Annotated in this window: 18 protein-coding genes and 1 pseudogene; 17 read left to right on the top strand and 2 right to left on the bottom strand. The window is 68.5% G+C overall.

Annotation, left to right across the window (positions count from 1 at the left end; all coding sequences use genetic code 11):
- The first annotated feature begins 2 nt into the window (after nucleotides 1-2).
- The 12 genes from HY726_13315 (at nucleotide 3) to HY726_13260 (ending at nucleotide 10,831) form a co-directional block, all read left to right on the top strand.
- The gene (locus tag HY726_13315; protein MBI4609974.1) at nucleotides 3-761 is read left to right on the top strand and encodes a 3-oxoadipate--succinyl-CoA transferase subunit B; all 759 of its coding nucleotides are present in this window, start codon (nucleotides 3-5) and stop codon (nucleotides 759-761) included.
- Between the two features lie 15 nt (nucleotides 762-776).
- Nucleotides 777-1,721 carry a TIGR03619 family F420-dependent LLM class oxidoreductase gene (locus HY726_13310; protein MBI4609973.1) on the top strand — a complete coding sequence of 315 codons (945 nt, stop codon included), beginning with the start codon at nucleotides 777-779 and terminating at the stop codon, nucleotides 1,719-1,721.
- Between the two features lie 138 nt (nucleotides 1,722-1,859).
- On the top strand, nucleotides 1,860-2,972 hold the full coding sequence (gcvT, locus tag HY726_13305; protein ID MBI4609972.1) for a glycine cleavage system aminomethyltransferase GcvT: 1,113 nt from the start codon (nucleotides 1,860-1,862) through the stop codon (nucleotides 2,970-2,972).
- Between the two features lie 71 nt (nucleotides 2,973-3,043).
- Nucleotides 3,044-3,439, top strand: a complete 396-nt coding sequence (gene gcvH, locus HY726_13300; protein MBI4609971.1) for a glycine cleavage system protein GcvH — start codon at nucleotides 3,044-3,046, stop codon at nucleotides 3,437-3,439.
- Entirely contained in the window at nucleotides 3,439-4,782 is a 1,344-nt protein-coding gene (gene gcvPA / locus HY726_13295) for an aminomethyl-transferring glycine dehydrogenase subunit GcvPA (protein MBI4609970.1), read from the top strand. The genes gcvH and gcvPA overlap by 1 nt, the downstream gene beginning before the upstream one ends.
- Nucleotides 4,783-4,813: 31 nt before the next feature.
- On the top strand, nucleotides 4,814-6,298 hold the full coding sequence (gcvPB, locus tag HY726_13290; GenBank protein ID MBI4609969.1) for an aminomethyl-transferring glycine dehydrogenase subunit GcvPB: 1,485 nt from the start codon (nucleotides 4,814-4,816) through the stop codon (nucleotides 6,296-6,298).
- 71 nt (nucleotides 6,299-6,369) lie between these two features.
- Nucleotides 6,370-6,630 (top strand): hypothetical protein, encoded by a 261-nt coding sequence (locus tag HY726_13285; GenBank protein MBI4609968.1) that lies wholly within the window; start codon nucleotides 6,370-6,372, stop codon nucleotides 6,628-6,630.
- Nucleotides 6,627-6,941, top strand: coding sequence for a type II toxin-antitoxin system PemK/MazF family toxin (locus HY726_13280; GenBank protein ID MBI4609967.1), 315 nt, complete (start codon nucleotides 6,627-6,629; stop codon nucleotides 6,939-6,941). Before HY726_13285 ends, HY726_13280 begins: the two co-directional genes overlap by 4 nt.
- A 53-nt stretch (nucleotides 6,942-6,994) precedes the next feature.
- Nucleotides 6,995-7,837 (top strand): lipoate--protein ligase family protein, encoded by an 843-nt coding sequence (locus HY726_13275; GenBank protein MBI4609966.1) that lies wholly within the window; start codon nucleotides 6,995-6,997, stop codon nucleotides 7,835-7,837.
- Nucleotides 7,838-8,055: 218 nt separating this feature from the next.
- Nucleotides 8,056-8,505 (top strand): NUDIX hydrolase, encoded by a 450-nt coding sequence (locus tag HY726_13270; protein ID MBI4609965.1) that lies wholly within the window; start codon nucleotides 8,056-8,058, stop codon nucleotides 8,503-8,505.
- Nucleotides 8,502-9,998 carry a leucyl aminopeptidase gene (locus tag HY726_13265; protein ID MBI4609964.1) on the top strand — a complete coding sequence of 499 codons (1,497 nt, stop codon included), beginning with the start codon at nucleotides 8,502-8,504 and terminating at the stop codon, nucleotides 9,996-9,998. Before HY726_13270 ends, HY726_13265 begins: the two co-directional genes overlap by 4 nt.
- Complete coding sequence (locus HY726_13260) at nucleotides 9,998-10,831, top strand: PHP domain-containing protein (protein ID MBI4609963.1); 834 nt, start codon at nucleotides 9,998-10,000, stop codon at nucleotides 10,829-10,831. The genes HY726_13265 and HY726_13260 overlap by 1 nt, the downstream gene beginning before the upstream one ends.
- 12 nt (nucleotides 10,832-10,843) lie before the next feature.
- Here the strand turns inward: HY726_13260 and HY726_13255 are convergent, their stop codons facing one another.
- Together HY726_13255 and HY726_13250 are read right to left on the bottom strand one after the other, a co-directional pair.
- Nucleotides 10,844-11,683, bottom strand: coding sequence for a hypothetical protein (locus HY726_13255; protein ID MBI4609962.1), 840 nt, complete (start codon nucleotides 11,681-11,683; stop codon nucleotides 10,844-10,846).
- Nucleotides 11,684-11,742: 59 nt separating this feature from the next.
- Nucleotides 11,743-11,985, bottom strand: a complete 243-nt coding sequence (locus HY726_13250; protein MBI4609961.1) for a winged helix-turn-helix transcriptional regulator — start codon at nucleotides 11,983-11,985, stop codon at nucleotides 11,743-11,745.
- Nucleotides 11,986-12,449: 464 nt separating this feature from the next.
- Here HY726_13250 and HY726_13245 point away from each other — a divergent pair, with 464 nt between their 5' ends.
- The 5 genes and pseudogenes from HY726_13245 (at nucleotide 12,450) to HY726_13225 (ending at nucleotide 14,997) form a co-directional block, all read left to right on the top strand.
- Entirely contained in the window at nucleotides 12,450-12,983 is a 534-nt protein-coding gene (locus HY726_13245) for a bifunctional nuclease family protein (GenBank protein ID MBI4609960.1), read from the top strand.
- A 2-nt stretch (nucleotides 12,984-12,985) separates the two neighbouring features.
- Entirely contained in the window at nucleotides 12,986-13,933 is a 948-nt protein-coding gene (locus tag HY726_13240) for an ATP-binding protein (protein MBI4609959.1), read from the top strand.
- A 36-nt stretch (nucleotides 13,934-13,969) separates the two neighbouring features.
- Nucleotides 13,970-14,377 carry an acyl-CoA thioesterase gene (locus tag HY726_13235; GenBank protein ID MBI4609958.1) on the top strand — a complete coding sequence of 136 codons (408 nt, stop codon included), beginning with the start codon at nucleotides 13,970-13,972 and terminating at the stop codon, nucleotides 14,375-14,377.
- A gap of 107 nt (nucleotides 14,378-14,484) precedes the next feature.
- A complete protein-coding gene (locus HY726_13230) occupies nucleotides 14,485-14,688 on the top strand; it encodes a hypothetical protein (protein ID MBI4609957.1) in 204 nt (67 codons plus the stop codon).
- A 76-nt stretch (nucleotides 14,689-14,764) separates the two neighbouring features.
- Nucleotides 14,765-14,997: pseudogene (locus HY726_13225) on the top strand (hypothetical protein).

Raw genomic sequence — 14,997 nt, 5'->3', positions numbered from 1 at the left:
CGATGAGCTATTCAGCCTCGGAGCTCCTCGCCGTGATGGCGGCGCGCCAGCTCGCCGGGGTCGGCTCGGTGTTCGCCGGCGTCGGCATCCCGCTCCTGTCGGCGGCGCTGGCCCAGAAGACGTGTGCCCCCCACCTGATCATCGTGGTCGAGGGAGGCTCCATCGGTCCTGAGGTCATTCCGGGCCGGCTGCCGATCTCGACGAACGAGATGCGCGTGGCTCACCGCGCCCAGATGCTCCCGAGCATCACCGATACCTTCCTCTTCGCGCAGCGCGGGTCCCTGGACGTCGGCTTCGTCGGCGGCGCCCAGATCGACCGCTACGGCAACCTGAACTCGAGCATCGTGGGCCCTCGCGAGCATCCGAAGGTGCGGCTGCCAGGGAGCGGCGGCGCCAACGACATCATCTCCCTCTGCCGACAGGTGATCGTGGTGACCCTGCACGAGCGGCGGCGCTTCGTCCCCCAGGTGGACTTCGTAACCAGCCCCGGCTTCCTCGGCGGGGGGGACTCACGGCGGAAGGCCGGCCTCCTCTTCGGGAGCGTCAGCCGCGTGGTGACCAACCTGGGAATCTTCGGGTTCGACGCGGAGAGCAAGGCCATGAGGCTCGAGGCGCTTCACCCCGGCGTCTCGGTGGGGGACGTGACCGCGAACACCGGCTTCGAGCTTCTGATCCCCGAGCGCGTGGCGACCACCGAGCCGCCGAGCGAGGGCGAGCTGGCGCTGCTCCGGAGCCTCGATCCGGATCGGAGGTTCCTCTGAGCTGAGGGCCAGCGGATGCCGGTACACTTCGGCCTTGCCATCAGGAACTTCGTCGGCCCGGGGGAGACGCCGGACGTTGACGCGATCCTCCGCTACGCCGAGCGCGCCGAGGCTCTCGGGTTCGAGTCGCTGTGGGCCTGGGATCATGTCCTCCTCGGGGTCAAGCCGGCGTTCCCGATCCTGGATGCCATCTCGACCCTGACCGCGATCGCGGCACGGACGAGCCGCATCAAGCTCGGAACCGGAGTCCTCGTCCTCCCGCTCAGGAACCCGGTGCTGGCGGCGAAGGTCCTGGCGAGCCTGGACCAGATCTCGAAGGGCCGGCTGATCCTGGGAGTTGCGGCGGGCTGGTACGCGCGCGAGTTCGACGCGGTCGGCGTCCCGTTCAAGCGGCGCGGCCAGATCTTCGAGCAGAACCTGGACCTCCTGCTGCGCCTCTGGACCGACGAGGCCGTGACGGCCCAGGTCGAGGGCCTGAACCTCAGGGAGGCCGTGCTGCTCCCGAAGCCCTACCAGAAGCCGCGCCCGCCCGTCCTGATCGGCGGCTACGTGGAGGCGGTGCTCCGGCGCGTCGCGCGGATGGGGGACGGCTGGCTCACCTACTTCTACACCCCCGAGGGGTTCACGCGGTCGTGGACCGAGATCCAGGCCTTCGCCCGGGAGTACGGGCGCGATCCCAGGAGCCTCACGGCGACGAACCAGCTCGCGATCTACGTCGGCCACTCGAAGGCGGAGGTCGAGGCGCCCATGCGCCGGTGGCTCACCACCGAGTGGGACACGGCCGCGTGGAGCGAGTCCACCATCGAGCACGCGATCCGCGGAACGGTGGAGGAGTGCGTCGCCCAGCTCCGGTCCCACGTCGAGGCCGGGGTCCATCGGATCATCTTCATCCCGTACCGCTATCAGCCCGAGCAGGTCGAGCTGATCGCTGGCGAGGTGATTCCGCGTCTGACGGCGTAGGACGCCACCGCGCGATCCGAGGTTCCGCCGGGCGGAGAGTCGGACGGCAGCGTCTGCGCAGGCTGCGCCTTGCGGCTGGGTCGCGGGTTTGGCTAAGATGGACTGCGACTTGCCTGCCGCTCGCGAAAGGAGCGCGCGATGAGCGTGTCCGAAGCTCCGCTGAAGCGCACGCCGCTCTTCTCGGTCCACGTGAAGGCCGGCGCCAAGATGGTCCCGTTCGGGGGCTGGGAGATGCCGGTCCAGTACACCGGGATCGTCGAGGAGCACCGCACGGTCCGGCGCGCCCTCGGGCTCTTCGACATCAGCCACATGGGCGAGTTCGAGGTGGTCGGGCCGGCGGCGCTCGCCGCGCTCCAGCGACTCACGACGAACGACGTGGCGGGCCTCGAGGTCGGCCAGGTCCAGTACTCGCTCCTCTGCTATCCCGACGCCGGCATCGTGGACGACCTGACGCTCTACCGTCTCGGCGCGGACCGCTTCATGCTCACCGTGAACGCCGCCAACATCGACAAGGACTGGGCCTGGGTCACCGAGCACGGCGCTGAAGCGCGCTGGCGGAACATCTCGAGCGAGACCGCGCTCCTCGCCGTCCAGGGGCCGAAGGCCGAGAAGTGCGTCCAGGGGCTCGCCGACCGGGACGTCACGGGGATCCTCTACTACCGCTTCGTCGAAGGGCGCGTGGCCGGCGTGCGGGCGCTGATCTCGCGCACAGGCTATACGGGTGAGGACGGCTTCGAACTGTATGTGGTTGCGGGCGACGCCGAGCGCCTCTGGTTCGCGCTGCTGGAGGCTGGCGCGCCCGAGGGGATCACGCCGGTGGGGCTCGGCGCCCGGGATACGCTCCGCCTCGAGATGCGTTACGCGCTCTACGGCAACGACATCGACGCGACCACCAACCCGCTCGAGGCCGGCCTCGGCTGGGTCGTGAAGCTCGCGAAGGGCGACTTCATCGGCAGGAGCGCGATCGAGCGGGTCAAGGCCGAGGGGCCGAGGCGGAAGCTCGTCGGCTTCGAGATGGTGGATCGCGCGGTGGCGCGCCACGGTTACAGGATCCTGAAGGATGGGCGCGAGGCGGGGGTCGTGACGTCGGGTTCCTACGGGCCGGCGGTGGACAGGTACATCGGCGTGGGCTACGTCCCGACCGGGCTCGCGCAGGTCGGAACCGAGATCGACGTGGAGGTGCGGGGGACCATGCGGCGGGCGCGCATCGTGCCGACGCCCTTCTATCCCTCCAAGGTCAAGAAGGGCTAGTCACCCCCTCACCCGACCCTCTCCCCCTCAGGGGAGAGGATGAAGGTGGGAAGGACAAGAAAGGTGAGGGCATGGAAAAGTACCCGGCGGACCTCAGGTACACGCGCGAGCACGAGTGGGCCAGGGTCGAAGAGAACCGGGCCCGCGTGGGGATCACCCACTACGCCCAGTCGGAGCTCGGCGATGTGGTCTTCGTCGAGCTACCGAAGGCAGGGACGAAGGTCACCCAGATGCAGCCCTTCGGTGTCGTGGAGTCGGTGAAGGCGGTCTCCGACCTCTTCGCGCCGCTGTCGGGCGAGGTGGTGGAGGTGAACGGAGAGCTGACCCAGAAACCCGAGCGCGTGAACCAGGACCCCTACGGCAAGGGGTGGATGATCACGATCGCGCTGAGCAACCCCAAGGAACTGGACGCGCTGATGACGGCGGCCCAGTACGAGGAGTTCCTCCAGAAAGGCGGCCACACCTGATGCGCTATATCGGGAACACGCCAGCGCAGCAGAAGGAGATGCTCCACGCCATCGGCGTCGGGACCGTCGAGGACCTGCTGACCCGCATCCCGCCGAAGGCCCGCCTGGCCCGGCCCCTGAACCTCCCGCCCGCGATGGCGGAGATGGATCTGGTTTGCCACATGCGCGGGCTCGCGGCCCTGAACGCCGGCGCCGACGACTACGTCTGCTTCCTCGGCGGCGGCGCCTACGATCACTACGTGCCGAGCCCCATCAACTCGCTCATCTCGCGGGGTGAGTTCTTCACCGCGTACACCCCGTATCAGCCCGAGGCCAGCCAGGGGACGCTCGCCACGATCTACGAGTACCTGAGCATGATCGCCGAGCTGACCGGAATGGACGTGGCCAACGCGTCGATCTACGACGGCGCCTCGGCCCTGGCGGAGGCGGCGCTGATGGCCCATGCGGTGACCGAGCGGAACGAGCTCGTGGTCTCCCGGGGGGCGAATCCGCTCTCACGTCAGGTCGTCGAGACCTACTGCGAGGGGTCGCGGCTCAGGCTCCGGGAGGTTCCTTTCGGGGACGGCTCGACCGACCTCGAAGCTCTGAGAAAGGTCGTCACGTCGAAGACGGCGGGGGTCCTGATCCAGTCTCCCAACTTCTTCGGCTCCCTCGAGGACGTGACGCGCGTGGCCGAGATCGCTCACGCGGTCGGCGCGCTGCTCGTCGTCTCCGTCGACCCGACGAGCCTGGGTCTCCTGGCGGCTCCCGGTGGACTCGGTGCGGACATCGTCGTGGCCGAAGGCCAGGGGCTCGGCGTGCCCCTCTCCTACGGCGGCCCGTACCTCGGCGTGTTTGCGACCAAGCAGGAGCTGATCCGCCGGGTCCCCGGGCGCCTGGTCGGCGCCACCGTGGACCTGGACGGTCGGCGCGGCTTCGTCCTGACGCTCCAGACCCGCGAGCAGCACATCCGCCGGGACAAGGCCACCTCCAACATCTGCACGAACGTGGCCCTCTGCGCCCTGATGGCGACCGTCTACCTGGCCCTGATGGGCAAGCAGGGGCTCCGCAAGGCTGGAGAGCTTTCGCTGGCCAAGGCCCACTATGCTGCGGCGGCGCTGGCTGGGGTGCCCGGCGTGCGGCTGAGGTTCTCAGCGCCGTTCTTCAAAGAGTTCGTACTCCAGCTCCCGACCTCGCCGGATCGCGTCGCGCGGCGGCTCCTGAAGGACCGGATCCTCGCCGGCGTTCCGCTGAAGCCGTTCGATCGGTCGCTGAAGGACTGCCTGCTGGTCGCGGTGACCGAAAAGCGGACGCGCGCCGAAATCGATGCCTACGCCGACGCCCTTCAGCGGGCCGTCGGCTAGGACCGACTCGACAGGATCACGAGGGCGATCAATGCGCGCGTACGACAAGCTGATCTTCGAGCTCTCTTCACCGGGGCGCGTGGGCTACTCGCTGCCGGACGCCGACGTCCCGACGGCAGACCCAGCCAACCTCCTGCCGGCCACGTATCTCCGGCCCAGCCCACCCGAGCTCCCCGAGGTCTCCGAGTTCGATGTGATCCGCCATTACACCCGGCTCTCGCAGCTCAACTTTTATGTGGACACCCACTTCTACCCGCTCGGCTCCTGCACAATGAAGTACAACCCGAGGCTCAACGAGGAGATGGCGCGGCTTCCGGGCTTTGCACGCTTGCACCCGCTGGCCCCGCCGGCCGCAGCCCAGGGCGCGCTTCGGCTCATGTGGGAGCTCGCGCGCGACCTGGCCGAGATTGTCGGCATGGACGCCGTCTCCCTCCAGCCTGCCGCGGGCGCCCAGGGGGAGCTGGCAGGGGTCCTCATGATCCGGGCCTACCACTTCGCCCGGGGTGAGAAGCGGACCAAGGTGCTGGTCCCGGACTCGGCCCATGGCACGAACCCCGCGTCCACCACGCTCTCCGGCTACCAGGTCGTCCAGCTCAAGTCCGACGCCAACGGCGAGGTCGACCTGCTGGACCTCGAGCGGAACCTGGACGAGGACGTGGCCGCCTTCATGATCACGGTCCCCAATACCCTCGGCCTCTTCGAGTCGCGGATCCTCGAGATCACCGAGATGTGCCACGCGAAGGGTGTCCAGGTATACATGGACGGCGCGAACCTGAACGCGATCCTGGGCATCACGCGGCCGGGCGACCTGGGATTCGACGTCTTCCACATCAACCTGCACAAGACCTTCACGACGCCGCACGGCGGGGGCGGCCCCGGCGCCGGCCCGGTGGGAGTGAAGGCGCACCTGACGCCGTTCCTCCCGAAGCCCGTCGTGACCCGCCGGCCGAAGCCCGGCTCAAACGCGGACGAGTACGACCTGGACTGGGGTCGCCCCCAGTCCGTCGGCAAGCTCCAGGCCTTCTGGGGGAACTTCGGCATGCTGGTGCGCGCCTACACGTACCTCCGCACCATGGGGCCGGACGGCCTCCGCGCGGTGGCCGACAACGCCGTCCTCAACGCCAACTACCTGATGAAGCGCCTGGAGCCCTACTACGACCTCCCGTACCCCGGGCCCTGCATGCACGAGTGCGTCTTCTCGGCCCGCCGGCAGAAGAAGCTCGGCGTGAGCGCCATGGACATCGCCAAGCGCCTCCTGGACCTCGGCTTCTATGCGCCGTCCACCTATTTTCCGCTGATCGTCGAGGAGGCGCTCATGATCGAGCCGACCGAGACCGAGTCGAAGGAGACGCTGGACGCGTTCTCCGAGGCGATGATCCAGATCGCGCGCGAGGCCGAGTCCAACCCCCAGGGCGTCCACGACGCGCCCCTCACCACGCCGGTCCGCCGCCTCGACCAGACTCGCGCCGCCCGCCAGCCCAACCTCCGGTGGACACCTCCCCGGCGATCCGGTTGATCCGCCAGGATTGTCGCCGGCACGTCTGTTATACTATGGTATGAATTTATTCATACTCAGGGAGGAGTCGAATGCCGGGCAAGAGCGTAAAGATCGCGATCAGCCTTCCCCGCGAGGCGTACCGGGCGATGGAGGGTGTCCGGCGGCGTCGCAAGACCACTCGGAGCGCGTTGGTGGCCGAGGCCATCGAGCAGTGGCTCTCAGCGCTTGAGCGGGAAGAAGACGTCCAGCGCTACATTGAGGCGTACACCCGGATGCCCGAGACGCCCGAAGAAGTGGCGCTCTCGCGCCAACTCTGGGAAATTGCCGCTGGCAATGAGGAGTGGCCGTGAGGCGGGGAGAGGTGTGGTGGGCTGAACTGCCTCCACCGTTCGGTCGTCGTCCCGTCGTGCTTCTTTCTAGAGACGAGGCCTATGCGATCCGGAATCAGCTCACCGTGGCGCCGGTCACAACCCGGATCCGCGGGATCCGTAGCGAAGTCCCGCTCGGTCCCGAACAGGGACTCCCCAAGCGATGCGTGGCAAACCTGGATACCATGGGGACCATCCCGAAGGTTGCGCTCCGGGAGCGGATCGCGCTTCTTCCTCGCGAGAAGGTGCAGGCGATCAACACCGCGATCCGGTTCGCCCTTGCCCTGGAGTAAGACTACGTGTAACGGTTCGAGAGTGGGACACAACTCTCCTTCCTGGTGAGGACATGACGCGCGAGGCGTGGCGGCTTTTGGTTACCGAGCCCTTGGATGGAGCCAGCAACATGGCCCTGGACGAGGCGATGCTCCTGGCGCGGATCCAGGGCTTGGCGCCGCCGACGCTCCGGTTCTTCTCCTGGAATCCTCCGACGGTCTCCCTGGGCTACGGTCAGCGCCTGGACGCGCGGATTAACGTGGAGGCCTGCCGTCGGCTCGGCGCGGGGGTGGTGCGGCGCCCCACAGGCGGAAGCGCGATCTACCACGACACGCTCGAGCGCGAGGTCACCTACAGCGTGGTGGCCCGCGCCGGAGACTTCGAAGGGAGCGGGGACCTGCTCGAGAGCTACCGGTGGATCGGCGCGGGGCTGACAGCGGGCCTCCGGCGTCTGGGAGTCGAGGCGGAGATGGTCCCGGTACAGCCCTCAGACCCCGCGGCAACGCCGGCGTTCTGCTTCGCCCGCACGGGCTCCTACGAGATCGAGGTCGGGGGAAAGAAGCTAGTGGGAAGCGCCCAGCGCCGCCAGGCCGGCGCCTTCCTCCAGCACGGCTCCATCCTTCTAGGAGCCGATGTAGCGCGCCTGCGCCTGGTCTTCTCCGGAGAGGGTGATCCTCTCGCAGGGATGACCACGCTGGAGGCGGCGCTGGGCCGCCGCCCCGCCCTCGACGAGGTCGTCCAGGCGCTGGCCGCAGGGTTCCGTGAGACGCACGGCCTCGACCTCATCCCGGGCGGCCTCACCGGGGACGAGGAGGCGCTCATGGAGCGGCTCACCCGGGAGAAGTACGGAACCGAGGGCTGGACTCAGAGCGGCAAAACTCTCACGGACCTGGGTTCCGTCTCCCTCGCTCGCTGAGGATCGGAAGGAGCGACGGACGTGGGGCGCAGTTTAGTCACTCTCATCGTCATCCTCATTCTCGGCATTCTGTGGTTGTTAACATGAAAACTGCGAGGGCTTTGGGCCTCACCATCCCCCAGTCCATCCTCATTCGCGCCGACCATGTGATTCAGTGAGCGGCGCGTTGACATTTCCCCTCGCTCGTCTATACTGATTTTCTTCGCTTCTGGCGATTCATGTCCGCTCAGCGCGAGTATCCTGAGGCTCCACGGGTCGGCGTCGGCACGGTCGTTCTCCGGGACGGCCATGTCCTGCTCGTCAGACGGGGCGCCGCCCCTGCCGAAGGGAAGTGGAGCATTCCCGGCGGGCTCGTCGAGCTTGGCGAGACGACGGAGGCGGCCGCGATCCGCGAAGTGGAGGAGGAGTGCGGCCTCAAGGTCCGCCTCCTCGGCCTCGCGGGCGTGATAGACCGGATCACGCGTGACGCCGAGGGCCGGGTCCGGTACCATTACGTGCTCGTGGACTACGCGGCGGTCCCCGAGAGCGGGATCACTCGGGCAGGGAGCGACGCCGCGGAAGTGCGCTGGGTTCCCGTTGGTGAGCTGGACCGATACGAAACGACAGACGGGCTGGCGGCCATGATCGAGCGGGCCGTCAGCCTGAGCGAAGGAGGGAGCGTTCGATGAAACTCTCGCTTGTCGCCCAGCCGCTGACCGACGCCGAGGGGGACGTGCTGGTGGTGGGGCACTATGCCGAGGAGAAGCGCCTGACGCCCACGCTGGCGGGCCTGGATCGGAAGCTCGGCCGGATGCTTTCGGACGTGCTCAAATCGGAGAAGTTCGAGGGCAAGCCCGAGCAGATGTCGCACTTCTACACGGCGGGCCGGATTCCGGCCAAGGCGGTGCTGGTCGTGGGGTTCGGCAAGCGCCGCGAGCTGGACGCCGAGCGGCTGCGCCGGGTGAGCGCCGTTGCGCTCCGTCGCGCGCGCGACCTCGGGGCCAAGATCGTCTCGACGGCCCTCCTGGGTGAGGGGCTCCCGGTGAAAGTGCGGGCCCAGGCCATCGCCGAGGCCGCCCTCCTCGGCACCTACGCGTTCGACCGCTACAAGAAGGAGCGGAGCAATAAGGCCGTTGAAGAGCTGCGCGTGGTCGAACCCGATCGGCGCAACCAGGCCGCGGTGCGCGACGGGCTCAGGGTGGCGGAGATCTTCGCCGAGTCCGCCTGCTACGCGCGCGATCTGGTCAACGAGCCCGCCAACCGCGTCACCCCGACCTACCTGGCGAAGATGGCCACCGAGATCGCGAAGGAGGGGAAGCTGAAGCTCCGCGTGTACGACCGCGAGGAGTGCCGGAAGCTCGGGATGGGCGCCTACCTGGGGGTGGCCCAGGGGAGCGCGGAGCCGCCCAAGTTCATCCACCTCACGTACACGCCGCGGCGGCGCGCGCGGAAGAAGATCGCGATCATCGGCAAGGGGATCACCTTCGACTCGGGCGGGCTCGATCTGAAGACGGCCGACGGGATGCGCACGATGAAGGACGACATGGCGGGCGCCGCCGCGGTCCTGGGGCTCATGCGCGCCCTCCCCAAGCTGGACCTGCCGGTCGAGGTGCACGGGGTCATCGCGGCGACCGAGAACATGCCGTCGGGCACGGCCCAGCGCCCCGGCGACATCGTCCGCTGCATGAACGGCACGACGATCGAGATCGGCAACACCGACGCCGAGGGGCGGCTCACCCTCGCCGACGCGCTCGCCTACGCGGTCAAGGAGATCGAGCCACGCGAAATCGTGGACCTCGCGACCCTCACCGGCGCGTGCGTGATCGCGCTCGGCCCCCTCTGCTCGGGCGTCATGTGGAACAACAAGCCCCTGGCCGACCGGATCCTCGCGGCTGCCGAGGGCGCCGGTGAGAGGATGTGGCCGCTGCCGCTCATCGAGGAGTACAAGGAGGGGCTCAAGAGCGACGTCGCCGACCTGAACAACGTGGGGCCGCGGGGCGGCGGCGCGCTGACGGCCGGGCTCTTCCTGAGGGAGTTCGCGGGCGAGGTCCCCTGGGTCCACATCGACATCGCGGGGCCCGCCTTCACCGAAAAGGACCTGCCGCTCGGGCCCAAAGGAGGTACCGGAGTCGGCGTCAGGACCCTCCTGACCTACCTGATGCAGGAGGCGGCCCGGCGCTGATGGTCGACCTCCACACGCACACCACGGCGTCGGACGGCTCGCTCGCTCCCCGCGAGCTGATCCGGGAAGCGGCGCGGCGCGGTGTGCGCGTGCTCGCGATCACCGACCATGACTCCACCGACGGCCTGACCGAGGCCCTGGACGAAGCGGCCCGGCATCCCCCCATGAGGCTGGTCCCCGGCATCGAGATCAACTGCGACGTCGAGGGCGGGGAGATCCACATCCTGGGGTACCTGCTCGACTACGAGATCCAGTGGTTCCAGGAGTTCTGCCGCGCCCAGCGGGCGGAGCGGGCGGTGCGCGTCCACCGGATCGCGGCCCGCCTCGCCGAGCTCGGCATGCCCATCGATGCCAAAGAGGTCTTCGACCTGGTGAAGGAGGGCTCTGCCGGCCGGCCTCACATCGCGCAGGTGATGGTGAGCCGGGGCTATGTGAAGTCGGTGCGGGAGGCCTTCGACAGGTACCTCCACGCGGGCGGGCCCGCCCACGTCCCGCGGAAGAAGCTCGTCCCCGCGGACGCGGTGGCCGTCGTGCGGAAGGCCCAGGGCGTCCCCGTGCTGGCCCATCCGGGTCTCGCCCGCAAGGACGAGCTGATTCCGGGGCTGGTCCAGGCCGGCCTCATGGGGATCGAGTGCTACTATCAGGAGCACTCGGCAGGTCAGACCGCGGCGTACCTCCAGATGTGCAAGGATCTCGCGCTGGTGGCGACGGGCGGCTCGGACTTCCACGGGCCCCACATCGGGCGGACCAACGCGATGGGGACCCCGCACGTTCCGCTGGCTGTCTACGACGCCCTCCTGGCCAAAGCGCGCGAAGCCAGGGGCGGTGCCTGACCCTCCGGCGCGTCAGCGCAGGTGGGCGGGGAAGACCCGGCGGACGACCTCCGGCGGGTTCATGCTGAGCATGCCGGTGACGAGCCGCTTGGCCGCGCCTCTGACCGCGACGAAGGTGATCCGGCTCGTCGCGAGGAGCGACCCGTCCTCGGCGAGCACGGCGGCCTCGGTCTCCCAGTAGCGGCTATCGTCGGGTCGCCGGATCACTCGCTCCCGCCGGCCGATCACGATCAGCCGTTCCCCGAACTTGACAGGGGTTCGGTGGAGGGTCACGCGGATCTCGCTGGTCATGCCCGACTCGCCCGAGACGAGGGCGCCGAGCCAGAAGGCGGTCTCGTCCAGGAGCGTCGTGAGCGCTGCCGTCGCGAGGTGGCTCTCGGCCGTGCTGAACGGCTGTCGAGGGACGTACTCCGCCCAAACCGCTTCAGCGTCGAACCTGAGCGCCACCTGGAGCCCGAGCGGGTTCTTGATGCCGCACGCGAAGCAAGAGTTCGAGATCGGCAGCGGAGACCCGCCGCCCAGGCGTCCCGGGACGGAAGGTCGCTCTGGAAGGAGATGGGCCGCCCGCACCCATCCGTCAACGAGGAGCTGGTTCCCGTCCGAGAGGCTGAATCCGGCACCGGCGCTCGACTGCCGGGCGTCGAGGCGGAGGGGCGTGCTGAGCGGCACCTTTCGCCGGTACGCGCCGAAGATCTCCCGGGGCGTCGCGGCTCCGTGGCGGCTCGCGACAGAGTCGAAGGCGGCCAGGACGCTGCCGCCATGGGCCATCCCGGGGAGGCCCTGAAAGCTCGCGTGGAGCATGAGCGTGTCCCCGTTGAGGCCCTGAGCGAGGAGATCCTCGATCGAGGTCACGCGGATAATCTACGTGACAGCCCGCGGCGGTTCAAGGCCGGGGGGTGGGCCCCGACGGCTCAGTCCCGGCGCAGCCGGTAACCCGCGCCGCGCACGGTTTCGACCGTCCAGGCCCGCTCGCCGAGTTTTCGCCGCAATGACCGCACCACCAGGTCGACGACGTTGCTGCCGCCCTCGTAGTCGGACTCCCACACGTTCTCGAGCATCGAGGCGCGCGGGACGACCTTCCCCTCGTGCTGCCAGAGGCACCTCAGTACCGCAAACTCCGGCGGCGTGAGCCTGATGCGACGGTCGGCGATCAGGAGTTCGTGCGCGTCATGTTGAGTGCGATTGTAATTGCACGCTCGGACATGAGGAAGCTGCCTTCACCTTCCAGGAGGCCGGTAAGCCAGGCGATCTGGGGGGAGGTGATCACGGATCGCTACAGTCTCGATAGAAACCACAGACGCCGCAAACGATCTTGCACTTGCGCTCCTCCATCCGGGCACCGCAGCGGTCGCAGATGTAGACCCGCTCGTCGGCCGGGGTCCCTCGAACTGGGGGAGGAAGTGCCGCGTGCTCCACGCTCCCAGCCTCGCACCGCCGGGCCGCCGAAGTCAACCTGTTCGTGGCGGCGAAGGCAGGGGCGGCCTATTGTTGACCCTGCTCCTCGCGCTCGGCTTCGCTGCGAGCCTTCGTCTCCCGGCTTCGCCTTGACTTGCTCCGACCTCAGGCCGATACTTTTGCTTACACGTCGAGCGAGGTGTGGACACCAAGGAGGCGGAGGATGGGTACGGCACGGCGGCTCGGGTTCTACGTGCTCCTCGCGCTGGTGCTTCTCGGGGGAGTCGGCGCGCGGGACAAGGGGGAGGTTGCACCGCCTAAGGCCACCGGGCCGCAGGAGGCGGAGGTGGTCGGAGTCGTCATCGACCAGCGCAGCTCCCAGCCCCTCGTGGTTCTCCAGGGCAAGCGCGACAAGCGGAACCTGACCATGGCGATCGGGCACGCCGAGGCCAACGGCATCGCGCTGCCGCTCCACGGCATCACCCCGCCCCGGCCGCTCACCCACGACCTCTTCCTGACGCTGTTCGGCCGCCTCAAGGTCACCCTGGCGCGCGTGATCATCACCGACCTCCGCGATGACATCTATTACGCCACGCTCCACCTCAACACGGGCGGGACCGAGCTGACCCTCGATTCCCGTCCCTCGGACGCGATCGCGCTCGCGATCCGGGCCAAGGTGCCCGTGCTGGTCGAGGACCGGGTCTTCGACAAGGCTGGAACCACGCCCCAGCGTCCCGGCGCGACCCCGCACTTTTGAGCATGGCCAGCCCCGAGCCCAAGCTCACCGAGCAGCAGTGGGCCATCCAGCGGCGGCTCGAGGATGTCTTCACCAAGCTCGGGGAGAAGTTCGGGGACCTCACCGGCCGCGCCGAGGTCGACGCCCGGCCCGGGGTGCCGTTCGACGAGATCGGCGGGCTCCGGGCTGCGAAGGCGACGCTCCGCGGCTTCGCCACTGCGCTGATCAACCCGGACCTCTACCGCCAGTGGGGAATCACGCCGCCCAAGGGCGTGCTCCTGTATGGGCCGCCGGGGACGGGGAAGTCCCTGCTCGCCAAGGCGCTCGCGACGGCCTCGGAGGCGATCTTCTACCACCTGAAGCTCATGAACCTCACCTCCAAGTTCGGGCCCAACACGGGCGAGCTGCTCCAGGAGATCCTGGCCATCGGCTTCAAGGAGGGGCGGGCAGTGGTCTTCCTCGACGAGGCCGACGCCCTCTCGCTCGAGCACCTGCTCCCGCCGCCGCAGGCCCGCGAGGCCAGCGCGCGGCTCGTGGCAGCCCTGGCCGAGAAGCTCGACGCGCTTCCTGAGTTCTCGGGCGTCATGGTGGTGGCCGCCACGAACCGGACCGACGCCGTCGATCCCTCGCTCGTGGCGCCCGGCCGCCTGGACCGGCTGATCGAGGTCCCGCTGCCCGAGGGCCAGGCCCAGCAAGAGATCCTGGAGCTGAGGAAAGCGCAGACGGAGCGGAACGCGGGGCGGCCGCTGTTCGCGGCGCTGGACTACCGCTCAGTCCTCCCGCCCATGGGCGGGATGAGCGGTGCCGAGATCGCCGAGATCATCCGCCGGGCGCTGGAGACCAAAGTCCACCTGGCCGGCACTGGCAAGGAGGCCGGGCTCGTCACCACCCAGGACCTGCTCCAGGAGATCGACGGCTACAAGCGGATCCGCGAGGTCGTCGAGAAGATCCGCTACGGCCAGTACCTCTGACGGTCCCCCGCGCCGCCCCCCGGGTCTCCCGACACCATGGTCTCCGTCACTCACGTTCGCGTCCGCTACAAGGACACGGACTGCATGAAGATCGTCTACTACGGGAACTACCTCACCTACTTCGAGGTCGGACGCGTGGAGTTCCTCAGGCAGAGCGGCCATCCCATGTCCGAGGTGGACGCGAAGCTCCACATGCCCGTGGTGGAGGCCTTCGTGAAGTACGTGAAGCCCGCGCGGCTCGACGACCTGCTGGAGGTGCGGTGCTGGATCAGCGAGAAGCGACGGGCGAGCTTCACCTTCAGCTACGAGATCCGGGACGAGGCGCGCGAGCTGGTCACCACGGGCTACACGCGCCACGCCTGCGCCGAACCTGCCACCGGAAGGCTGATCGCGATTCCCGACTGGCTGGGCACTGTGATGAAGGCGGAAACGGGAGCCGGCTAGGAGTGTGTCGGAATAACGCCCTTCGAGCGCGGGCTTGGCCCGCGCAAGCGAATCCTGGGGGAGGTTTCGGAGGGGGCCGTCGAGGCCCCCTCCGACTGACCTAGCCCGTGCGCCTCATTGTCGCGCATCGGATCCTCATCGGGACGGCCATCGTCTTCGGCATCTTCTTCACCGCCTGGGCGGTCGTCCGCTACGCGCGCACGGGGGAGGGAGGCCAGCTCGTCATCGCCGGCCTCACCGCCCTCATCACGCTCGGCCTGGCCTACTACCTCAAGAACCTGAAGCGCTTCGTGGGCGGAGGCCCCCCTTGAGGAACGCCCCCGGGTCTGCTATATACTATGTGGTCCGTAGCGAGTCGGGCTTGCAGCTGGGCGAGACCAGCACGCGATGATCCAGGTCGAGCACCTCACCAAGCACTACGGTCCGGTCGCCGCCATCCAGGACGTCTCCTTCAGCGGCGAAAAGGGGGAGGTCGTCGGCTTCCTCGGCCCCAACGCCGCTGGCAAGACCACCACGATGCGGATCCTGGCCTGCTACATGCCCGCCAGCGGGTCGGGCTCGCCCAGGCGCTGGTCAACGACCCCGAGGTCCTGATCCTGGACGAGCCGACCATCGGGCTC

This window comes from Candidatus Rokuibacteriota bacterium, assembly GCA_016209385.1.
In the GTDB taxonomy this organism is placed as follows: domain Bacteria; phylum Methylomirabilota; class Methylomirabilia; order Rokubacteriales; family CSP1-6; genus JACQWB01.
Note: the sequence above shows the minus strand (reverse complement) of the source record. Positions and strands in the feature narration are given on the sequence as shown.